The 10,924-nt window shown below is 45.2% G+C and carries 9 protein-coding genes; 5 read left to right on the top strand and 4 right to left on the bottom strand.

Features of this window, described 5'->3' with window-relative positions:
• Positions 1–68: 68 nt before the first annotated feature.
• The 3 genes from QUA54_RS32680 (at position 69) to QUA54_RS32670 (ending at position 2,107) form a co-directional block, all read left to right on the top strand.
• Complete coding sequence (locus tag QUA54_RS32680) at positions 69–746, top strand: hypothetical protein (RefSeq protein ID WP_333419007.1); 678 nt, start codon at positions 69–71, stop codon at positions 744–746.
• 154 nt (positions 747–900) lie between these two features.
• Positions 901–1,440: a DUF3226 domain-containing protein gene (locus QUA54_RS32675; RefSeq protein WP_333419009.1), complete on the top strand. Its 540-nt coding sequence runs from the start codon at positions 901–903 to the stop codon at positions 1,438–1,440.
• Between the two features lie 28 nt (positions 1,441–1,468).
• Positions 1,469–2,107, top strand: a complete 639-nt coding sequence (locus tag QUA54_RS32670; RefSeq protein ID WP_333419005.1) for a histidine phosphatase family protein — start codon at positions 1,469–1,471, stop codon at positions 2,105–2,107.
• Between the two features lie 44 nt (positions 2,108–2,151).
• Here QUA54_RS32670 and psaK read toward each other — a convergent pair whose 3' ends face one another.
• Positions 2,152–2,412, bottom strand: coding sequence for a photosystem I reaction center subunit PsaK (gene psaK / locus QUA54_RS32665; protein ID WP_333203217.1), 261 nt, complete (start codon positions 2,410–2,412; stop codon positions 2,152–2,154).
• A gap of 233 nt (positions 2,413–2,645) precedes the next feature.
• On the opposite strand from psaK, the gene QUA54_RS32660 reads away from it, so the two are divergent.
• Positions 2,646–3,863: an acetate kinase gene (locus QUA54_RS32660; RefSeq protein ID WP_333419003.1), complete on the top strand. Its 1,218-nt coding sequence runs from the start codon at positions 2,646–2,648 to the stop codon at positions 3,861–3,863.
• A 60-nt stretch (positions 3,864–3,923) separates the two neighbouring features.
• On the opposite strand, the gene QUA54_RS32655 is transcribed toward QUA54_RS32660, so the two are convergent.
• Both QUA54_RS32655 and QUA54_RS32650 read right to left on the bottom strand, forming a co-directional pair.
• The gene (locus QUA54_RS32655; RefSeq protein WP_333419002.1) at positions 3,924–4,331 is read right to left on the bottom strand and encodes a hypothetical protein; all 408 of its coding nucleotides are present in this window, start codon (positions 4,329–4,331) and stop codon (positions 3,924–3,926) included.
• Between the two features lie 18 nt (positions 4,332–4,349).
• A complete protein-coding gene (locus QUA54_RS32650) occupies positions 4,350–9,239 on the bottom strand; it encodes a CHAT domain-containing protein (RefSeq protein ID WP_333419000.1) in 4,890 nt (1,629 codons plus the stop codon).
• Positions 9,240–9,320: 81 nt separating this feature from the next.
• Here QUA54_RS32650 and rnhA point away from each other — a divergent pair, with 81 nt between their 5' ends.
• Positions 9,321–10,238: a ribonuclease HI gene (gene rnhA / locus QUA54_RS32645; protein ID WP_333418998.1), complete on the top strand. Its 918-nt coding sequence runs from the start codon at positions 9,321–9,323 to the stop codon at positions 10,236–10,238.
• 124 nt (positions 10,239–10,362) lie between these two features.
• Here rnhA and QUA54_RS32640 read toward each other — a convergent pair whose 3' ends face one another.
• A complete protein-coding gene (locus QUA54_RS32640) occupies positions 10,363–10,506 on the bottom strand; it encodes a hypothetical protein (RefSeq protein ID WP_333418996.1) in 144 nt (47 codons plus the stop codon).
• Positions 10,507–10,924: the final 418 nt, after the last annotated feature.

The raw sequence follows: 10,924 nt of genomic DNA, 5'->3' as shown, positions 1-10,924 counted from the left end.
AAATGCTAAAACTTCGTTGTGCTTACCTCAATGACCTCTTGGCTATTTGAGGCTTTTGCAAAACCGGGATGCTCCCTTCCGAGCGTTCTGATATCTTTGCAGTTCCAGAATTAGCACCCAGCGCTTTCCTGCAAGAAACCCTGCGCGATAATATCGCTTTAGCACTTGGCAGCAATACAGAAAAAGCGCGATCGGAATTAATTATCGCTCCGATTCTGGTGGAACTCAGAAAACAGTTACATTATCAAATTAGCTGGTTTTCTGGAATCGATTTTAGTGTAGATGCCAGTAAGGGATTAAACGGCCGTGGTGATTTTTTTATCAGTAGATCGCCGGAACTTTTATTTGTCAGTGCGCCTGTTATAACTATTAATGAGCTAGCAAAACTTCCAGAAGACGAACGAGATTTTTTCAAACAGATGTCAAGCCGAGCGAATAAATACCAGCGTCAAATTAAAGCGGATTTAAGATATTTAGAACCGGGTCAAAAATTATTCTATCGCGCGATCGCCTCTATCCGAGGAATAGTAGAAATCGAACAAACAGAGATCGATCGCAACCTGCAAACTACCATAGCCGTAGTAGGTTCAGGAATAGGTGTAGCCGGAGTAGTAGCAGCTAGCGCCCCATACTGGATCGAGGAGAAACCGGGAGTAATAAACATTAATGAACCATTCAGTTTGAGCGCCTTTGCTACCTTCATGTTAATTATCTTTCTGAGCTTAGGTGCAGGCTTGTTAACTTAGGGAATTGCTAATAGTTTGACAAAGTGGAAACGCCATAATAAAAAAAGCAAACTGCAAGGCGAATTAACCCAAAATTAAGCTAGCTTAGCACCAGGAAAAAGTGCCGAGATTAAAAATATATTTCATTTAAAAAAGTTTTAGCGAAACAAAGTTAATCACTACTTTAAAAGCTTTAGAAGCCGACCTGCAAAAAAGAGATATAGAAAAAATTGGGATAATTCTTGATATTGACAACTATTCCGAGCCAGAGCGGCTGGAATTGGTAAATAAATGTATAAAAGAGGTGTTTGAATCTGAAACTTTGTTAAGCACTAAACAATTTATCGATATTTGTGCAGATAATGGAACCAATGCAAAATTGGCTTGTTACTTTACAAATGCTGAAGGTAAAGGCGAACTGGAAACGCTTTTAAAGGCAATAAAGGCTAGAGAATCTCCTCATGCTGATTGTTTGAATAGCTGGAAAACTTGCATAGAAAGCCAGGGAAAGCAAATTAACCAGAAAGGTTTTGATAAATTCTGGGTGAGCATCTATCTCAGGTATGATACTTGCTCAGATAAGGAAGAGAAACAAGCTGGAAGGAAATGCAGTATGTCTGGGTTTGATTATGTTATGGAACAGAAAAAAGATATTTGGGATTGGAATAATCCTGCACTCGATGATTTGAAGGAGTTTTTTAAACTCTTTTGCTAACATAGTAAAATTCACACACAATTAACTCATGAGCTTAAAAATCTACTTTGTACGACACGGTGAAACGACTTACAGCAAGACTGGCAGTTTCTGCGGCCATATCGACCCAGAATTAACGCCCGTAGGTACTCAAATGGCAGAACAGTTTGCCGCCACTTACGCAAAATTGCCTTGGAATGCTGTTTATGTCAGTCCGATGAAACGAACTATTGCTACTGCAAAACCTTTGTGCGATGCTGTGGGAATTGAAATGCAGCTTCGCGACGGACTGAGGGAAATTAATTACGGTGAGTGGGAAGGCAAAACAGTAGAAGCGGTCAAAAAAGACTACGAAGAAGATTATATTAATTGGCTGACTGAACCTGCTTGGAATGCACCGAATGGCGGCGAGACTTCCGTGGAAATTGCTAGCCGATCGTCCTTAGTTATCGCAGAAATTGAGGAAAAGTACAAGAGCGGTAATGTTTTGGTTGTGTCGCACAAAGCGACTATTAGAATTATTCTGTGCAGTTTGTTGGGGATTGATTTGGGACGTTATCGCTATCGCATTGCCGCTTTAGCAGCTTCTGTGAGTATTGTCAAGTTTGATGTTCGCGGGCCGCTGCTGGAGGTTTTGGGCGATCGATCGTACATGGATGAAACCCTCCGCAATTTACCCGGTACTTGAAATTGCGGGTAAGGTGCGCGTACTGCGCACCCTAGAGTCTGAAACTAAATCGCACCGAGGTAAGACAATCCTAAAATCGTACCCGTTCCCAAAATATGACCGAAGCAGAGACTTCCCACAAGTGCACCCAAGCTCAAGCCGCCGAACAGATTCGATGAGGGCGCGGCTGGGCCTGTGTGAGGATTTTTGATGGTTGATTTGCCGAAAGCAATGGCTGCAATATTGCAAATAATCATAATTAAACCGATCTCGGGGCTCCACTCTACGGTTCTGGCGACAGTGGCAAGTAAAATTGGTGTAAACATCGATCGTCGGCTCCTTAAACTTTAGTAAATGAAAATCTGCACAGAAGATATATCAAAAAAATGCAACTGTTAGCTACAGATTGCATTAACAGTTAATTTTTCGACATTTTTCTTAATAATTTTCCCAGGATCTCAAGATTTTTTAGTCCCCCTCTGCTGGGACGAAAGTTTGACAAAACGCGATTTCTATCGCCTAGCGATCGAAAGAATGAATCAACAGGACATAATAAAGCATGAAAATACTGGTGTTAAATGCGGGTTCTAGCAGTCAAAAGAGCTGTCTTTACGAGTTAAACGATGTCCTGCCCGATCGACCTTTGCAACCCCTCTGGGAGGCTCAAATAGACTGGACTCACCAGCAGGGTATAGCAGAGTTGAAAGTCAAAACAGCAAAGGGCGATCGGCTTGAAGAGGAGTTTACCTCAGACTCTCGCAAAGCTGCTATTTCTCGAATGCTGGAGACTCTTTGGCGGGGAAAAACTCAAACCATTAATGATTTAAAGGAGATTGATATTGTCGGCCACCGCGTCGTACATGGCGGACAAGACAATCAGCAAAGTACGTTAATTTCGCCGGATGTTAAAGAGGCGATCGCTCGTTTATCTCTGTTTGCCCCCGTACACAATCCCGCCAACCTCGAAGGCATCGAAGCCCTTGAAAAAATCCTCCCAAATGTGCCGCAAATAGCAGTATTTGATACAGCTTTTCACGCGCAATTGCCGCCCGCTGCGTTTGTTTATCCCGGCCCCTACGAATGGCTCGAAAACGGGATTCGCCGCTACGGTTTTCACGGCATTAGCCATCAATATTGCGCTCGCAGGGCTGCTCAAATTCTGAACCGCGATTTGACAGATTTGCGGCTGATTAGCTGTCATTTGGGCAACGGATGTTCTCTGGCGGCGATTCGCGGGGGCGCGAGTGTTGACACGACGATGGGATTTACGCCTGTGGAAGGTTTGATGATGGGAAGTCGATCGGGTTCGATCGATCCTGGGATTATAATTCATTTGTTAAGGCGATCGGATTTAACTTCTGAAAAATTAGATAATATTCTCAATCGTAATTCTGGTTTAAAAGGGATTTCTGGGGTATCTAGCGATATGCGGCAGATTGGAGATGCGATCGCCCAAGGTAATGAAAGAGCTCAACTTGCTTTGGATATTTACATTCACCGTTTGCGCGCCGGAATTGGGGCGATGCTGGCGAGTTTGGGAGGGTTGGATGCTTTGATTTTTACGGCGGGAGTTGGGGAAAATTCGCCTGTGGTGCGGGGTGCGGCTTGCGAAGCTTTTGGATTTATCGGGTTAAAATTGGATGGGGAAAAGAATCAACACTCGCCAGTTGATGAAGATATTGCGGCAGTGGATTCAGCGGCGAGAGTTTTGGTAATTCATACGCAGGAGGATTGGGAAATTGCGCGAGAATGCTGGAAACTTTACTCGCATTTGTAATAATTCGATCCCCCATAGCCCCTTTAATAAGCAGTAGGGGGAATGGAGAAGATTGTAGACTCACAAACAAGGCTTAGAAATCGCACTAACAAAGATCGCCTCAATTCGAGGCCTAGTAGAAATAGAACAAGCGCGGATCGATCGCGAGAACCAAATCGAACTCTGCAAAAGCGAGCAAGCAGAGAAAAAGCGAGACGATCGCCTAGAAAGAAAAATTGGGGCGATCGGCGTCGGTTTAGCAACAGGCGGCATCGCAGCATCTAGCGGCACAGACAAACTCTTCGAGACTCTCAAAAACCATCCCGCTACCGCACCCTTAACAGCAGTATTGCATCCGTTTATATTTTCCTTTTTTCTGAGTTGTGCGATCGGTATCTTCGCAGGTGCGATCGTTTGGTGTTGGACTAGGCGCAAAAAGTAGCCATTAGTCCGCAGAGGCGGACTTCGTTTGTATAGGATCGGTTTCAACCGCCGAGTCCCTTGGAATCACCAAGGACTTCCAATCATCACAAAAGCTGACCAATAATAAGGATGCGACAACTTTAAATCGGCAAACCCTTGCAGCGAAGTCGGCAACTCCACCCCCTCACCCCGGCTCAAACCCCGCAATCTGCCGCCCTCCAAACGCACATCTCCCCGCAACATCGCAATTTGCGCTTGTCGCAGCGCCGCCCCCTTAATTCGCGCCGTCTTCAACTGCTGGTAAAACTCACTCATCAATGCCAAAGTACCTTCATCTGAAACGTACCACAAACTCCCCAAAGCCGTTTGCACCCCGGCTTGCAGCGCCAACCCCCCAAAACCCAACTCCGCCTGTGCATCTCCCACCGCAGTCCGACAAGCACTTAAAACTAATAAATTCACCTGCGGATCATTCAATCTCAAATCCCGCAATTGATCGAGTCGCAATCGACTATCCCATAACTGAATAAAAGAATTATTCGGCGCTCCCGGTCGAAATTCGCCATGAGTAGCTAAGTGAATAATTCCAAAAGGCCGGCTTTCATGCGATCGCTTCAAATTATCCAAAGTGAAACCCTCATTCAGAAAACTAACTCCCGGCCACTCTCTGGAAATAGCCGCTATTTCAGCAGGAACAGCAGGCAAAGGATTCAACTCGGAAAATTGCGACGCACCCATTGCTAAAACTTGAGAATTTCTGATATCGACGTAGCGACTATCTGTTAAATTAATGCTGGGCATCAGGCTGAGATTGTACTTTTCTACCAAAAATTGCTGTCCGTCGTGCAAAGCAGCAAAGGGCATACCTCTCAAACCCCGATCGACAACAAAGGAAATAGTATCCGTTTCGCAGCTTTTCAAACTGTCCTCTAAAGGCGCAATCATCCACTTATAAAGCTGTTGGGCAGATGGTAGATAACTCGTGGTACCCCGCACCCCCGGTTTGGTAATCTCACCCCTGAACTCATTTACAACTTTCAGCAGTTCTTGCCGGTTCGCGGCTGGTACGCTTTTGTGAACCACTTCACCGCAAGAAGTTATTAGCATTAAATTTAATTTTTCCGGTTGCGAGAACAGATAAATTAAGCTGGGTTTCGTGCCAGTTTCTTTCCCCACGGATGCTAACTTTTTTTGAATTTCCTCTGGGGATACCAACTCGTCGCTGATGTTGATGCCGAAATATTCCTGGAATTCTTGGCTGAAAGATTTGTCCAGCAGAGACAAAGCTTCCGATATTTTCCCTACCTCCAAATTCCTGCCGATGTCGCCGCGAAATGCTGACTGAATAACAGAATCTCTGATATTTGAATTGATGAAATTTCTCAGTTCTCTGGGAAATAGCATTCTTTCGGGCGGCATCCTGTCTCTCGGTTTTCCTATATCTCGCGATATTCTGTTTTGGTTCTGCCGCTGTTCGCGACTAAAGGGTTGGTTGGGATCAAAAAACAAGGATCGCCCTCTATCAAATCGCGATCTATCCCTTGGTGAAATTGGCGGCAAATTTGGGTTATTAGGATTAGTTGGATTAATTGGATCAATTGGATTTATGGGATTAATTGGATCAATTGGATCAATTGGATTTATGGGATTAATTGGATCAGTTGGATTTATGGGATCAATTGGATTTATTGGATCGTTGAACGTTGGTTGATTGGTAGTAACGATCGCACTATTGCCTTGAGTGTAAGAATTTATGAAAGATTGCCCCTGAGTAATCGTACCCAAAGCATTGCTGGCGATCGCCCCAGCAGTACCGTTAGTCGTCGCATCTCCCACCGAAAAAGCCGTCGGCGGATTCACATCGCCCCCGCCGTGGCGGATCGTAACTGTACCGGGTTGAGTGTCGCCAAGAGTCGAGATGCTAACAGGAGTGCCGTTTTGGTCAAAAGTACCAGTCACTCGAACTAAACCCGGAGTTGCGATCTCAACATTACCGCCCGGAGCATTGATCGATGCGACACTGATATTATTTGGAGCGTTAAGAGTGACTGTAGAAGTGCGATCGACCCTAACAACAGGATTAACATTTATTCGCCCAATTGCGATTTGGTTTCCCGCTAAAATTCCGACTCTTTCAGAAGCACTTATATTGCCAGTGCTGACAGTTCCCCTGCTGCTAGTGGCATCAACTGCAACTCCCTGCAAATCTCCTGAATTTACATTGCCCGAAGCTGTCAAATTGGCATTTCCTGTGGTGGCGTCAGTATTGCCAATATCAATACTTCCCAAATTGCTAGTTACATTAACTCCAACTCCCCGCAAATCTCCTGAATTTACATTGCCCGAAGCTGTCAAATTGGCATTTCCTGTTGTGGCGTCAGTATTGCCAATATTAATAATTCCCGAATTGCTAGTTACATTAACTCCAACTCCCAGCAAATTTCCTGAATTTATATTGCCCGAAGCTGTCATATTAACAGTATTTTCCGTTGCTGTGGCATTTCCAATATCAATAGTTCCCAAATCGCTATTTACATTAACTTTTGTTCCTAGCAAATTCCCTGAAATTACATTGTCAGAAGCTATAACATTAATATTCCCTAGAGATGTAGTATTGCCGATCGCAATATTTCCCTCAGCGCTCTTGAGTTCCACTGCTCCTCCCAGCAAACTCCCTGCATTTAAGTTGCTGGCTGCTCTCAAAGCAATGGTAGCCGCCGGAGCATTAATGGAATCAACGCTAATATTAGTTTGTGCATTCAGATTTACTGTAGGAATGAAGGGATTAGCGGGATTTGTGGCCACAGGATTAACAGTTATTGCCCCTGTGCTGATTTGCTGTCCTGCTAAAATTCTGACATCTCCGGTAGTAGCGATCGCACCCGTATTAATACTCCCGTTGCTGCTGCTAGCACTGACAGTCGCAGCGGTGAGATTGCCTACCGTTAAGTCTCTAAAAGCTGTCAAATTGATATTCTCGCTTGCTGTAATATTGACAGGTGTAGTATTGGGGGAAATTGTATTGGCATCAGTCAAAACTCCCAGACCCCCAGAGTTACTGGTAATATCAACTTGAGATCCCTGCAAAGTCCCAAAATTGACATTGCCAAAAGCTCTGAGTTCGATCGCCCCGGAAGTCCCAGTATCGATCGACCTCGTTTCTATATTGCCCCCAAAAGTATTCAGACTAATACTGCCGTTGATATCATCACGAGAAATGTCATTTGTCAAGATAATATTGTTGAGAGCTTCAATATTAATAGTCGAACTCGATATCAATCTGCCCCCCACTATCACTGCCCCTTCCCTGCTTTCCAGATTAATTCGACCGCCGTTAATATCTCTAGTTACGATATTTCCCAGCGCTGACAAAATCACCGGCCCGCCTGCAGAAATATTGTCAACCGAAATCAAATTGCTCGATAATAATGAATCTATAAATATTGCATCTTCACCTAAACCGTCAGTACCAGGATTAGCAGGATTGGCCAGATTTTCCACTCCAGCCCGCAGAATTAAAGCCGGACTGCTTGTTAAAATAGCAATATCCGGATCGCCACTTACATTTTCCCTACCCAAGGCAATATCGGGGCCGGTAATTGTAATATCCTCGGCAACAATGCTCCCCTTCGCCTCGACTTTCAGCGAAACTCCGGTATAATCTCCAAAGAAAACATCTCCTTCCGAACTGATAATCGGATCGAATAAACTGACAAAGTTTCCCGGCATTCCCGAGAGATTCCGCACCGAAAAATTGCCCCCCGAAACAAAGTGAGAATCCCCCGAAATAACGCCATTGCTAACTAAACTCAAATTCCCGCCGCTTTGGAATTGCGCGGGAAGAGACAAGCCGCCGATCGCATTTTGAGTGAGAATATCAATAGTGCGATCACCCCGAATGTCTAAATTACCGCCAGCCCGCGCCAAAAAAGGATTCTGGGCGCTGTCTCTAACCTGCACCGCATCCCGACCCAGCAAACTCAAATCCCCCGTAGTTTGCAGCCTAGCGCCCGCTAACGTGAGATTTCCCGCAGCCCATAAATTCGCACTTCCCGCATTCAACTGCGGAAGCCCAGAAATATTAGTAGAAATCGCCACATCCCCAGAATTCACGGGCAAACCAGAACCCACAAGCCGCACAGAACCGTCATCCGCAACCGCAACACCCGCCACCTGATTTTGCCCCGTACCTGTCAGCAACTGCGGCAAAGAAACAGGATTTAAAATCTGTTGAGAATTCCCAAAATTCCCGCCTGTTGCTATTTCCAAACTCAACAAATGCCCCGGTTGGCTAATGCGCAAAACCTGAGATCCCGGAACCGCAGCAACAGTAATTTGCCCGCCCGGGGCCGACAACTGCCCGGTACTAACAACCGTACCGCCCAGCAAAGCCAAATTTTGCCCCGGAGTCACAGCTAAATTGCCAGCATTAACAATACTTCCCGGTACCCCCGCACCAAAATAAAAACCGTTTGGCGTACCAACCAAAGCGCTAAAATTATTTGTACCCGCAGCATTAAACCAATTAGAACCAAAACCGACACCAGTAGCAGTAGTTGCAGTAAAAGCCGCCGGCACATTCAAACTCGCGTTCGGGCCAAACACAATCCCCGCAGGATTAATTAGAAACAGATTAGAATTGCCGCCCGTGACAGTAATTAAACCGTTAATTAGCGAAGCGTCCCCGCCAGCAATTCGAGCTAATATATTTTGAATAGCCGAATTAGTCAGAAAATTAGCAATTTGACCTTCATTCAAGCCGAACTGCCCAAAACTGTGAAAAAGATTCGCCCCGTCTCCCGACAAACTGCCGCCGTTGATATCGTAGCGGTTGCCGCTGCGGGTGACAGCAGTACCAGTACCGTCAGCAGCAGGGACTATAGGCTGTGCTTGCGCGAAAGTATTAAAAATTAACAAAGAAAAAGGACAAATAAATAGCCCGACCTTTTTAATCTTTAAGTTGGCGTTTTTCATAGCAGCAAGTAAAACTATCTCAATTGCCTTAATTATCGCACTTGCAAAGAACTTACCTCTAAATGACACATTAATTCGCTCATGACAATTCCCAAAATCAAAAGCTTGTACACAGACGGCGCTTGTTCGGGCAACCCAGGCCCGGGCGGCTGGGGTGCAGTAGTTTGCTTCGCCGACGGTAACTGTCACGAACTCGGAGGTGCAGACCCTCAAACCACCAACAACCGCATGGAAATGCAGGCTGCAGTCGCTGCCCTCGAATTTTTTGTCAATTCCGGTCAAACCGAAGCAGTCACCGTTTACACCGACAGCGAATACGTTAAAAACGGCATCACCAAATGGATTCAAGGCTGGAAAAATAAAGGCTGGAAAACCTCAACGGGCAAAGATGTTGTCAACCAAGACCTCTGGCACCTGCTAGACAAGCTAAATTCCCGACAAATCAAGTGGGAACACGTCCGCGGCCACTCCGGCGACTTCTACAACGACAGATGCGATGAAATCGCCCGCAGCTTCTCGCACAATCTCACTCCCGAACTGCAACAGCAGAAACCAACCGCAGGCGAGACTCAGGCGGGCACTTTTGCCGGCGCGGCGACACCGCCCCTAGGTTCGGAAAACACAATTGTTTCGGAAGAAACGGATGCAACTGGTAACAAAACGATAGAATCCTATGTCATAACTTCTGACCTTCCGAGCTCCAACTCTACCATGATGGATTCAACTGCCGATACCCTGGAGAACTTGCCCCGCGAGGTGAGGGTTCAGGAACTCCGCAATCTGATCGAAACGTTGCACATCGCCGACGAGGTTGCGACGAAAGGCTACTTGATTACCAGTTCAGAACTGGCTGATTTGATGGATGTAAATGCCAGCGCTGTCACCAGTCGCGGAGACAACTGGGTTTGGCGAAATTGGGTAGTTTCTCGCGTGCGGCGCGAGGGCAACCAAATTCTCTGGCAATTAGAGAGAATCGACCACGTTAGTACAACTGATTAGTTGTTAGTCATTAGTTATTAGTTGATTAATAACTGATGACTAAGGATTGTCTCAAAGCAAGATTTGTTAAAATTCTGTATGGACACAACATTGTTGTGTCCTTTTAGTCATCAGTCACAAGTCATTAGATTTGAATTGCAGGCATTCGCTCTCCTATGTTGAAAGGCTTCTGCGTTGCATCTGCGCTTTCCCTATTAGACATTTCCAACAAATAAACTAGGAGTACGATCGCTTCAATATTATCTGATAATTTTACCTTAACTGTCATCAGTCAACTTCGGGAAGACATAGAAAAACATCCCTCAGAAACCCTGAGGCTATTGGGTCTAGACTATGACCAACTCCTAAAACTAATTACTCAGGCTGAGAATCGGCATAACCAGCAGACAAAAAATTAACATAATTCAAAAATTCGCATCATCAAAAGCGGAGGTGGTCGCCCACCTAAACTAGAGATTGCCGATCTGATTCTCCTTACCAAGCCTATAGTTACAGCATCTTCCCACATTTCAAATGTTAAGAGTCCAATTTGGAGTCAGCGAGTCAACACCTAATTATTTTCTCAGCAAAAAAGCAAAGTTTTTAGATAACAGTTGGGTACTTTTTTATTACAATACTCCGGACAGTTTTTAAGCAGCCAAAGTACCATAAGACAAGACTGAAGGAAGATTAGGATGGTTTAAAAT

The sequence above is a fragment of the Microcoleus sp. MOSTC5 genome, from assembly GCF_036701825.1.
GTDB classification, from domain to species: Bacteria; Cyanobacteriota; Cyanobacteriia; order Cyanobacteriales; family Microcoleaceae; genus Microcoleus; species Microcoleus asticus.
Note: the sequence above shows the minus strand (reverse complement) of the source record. Positions and strands in the feature narration are given on the sequence as shown.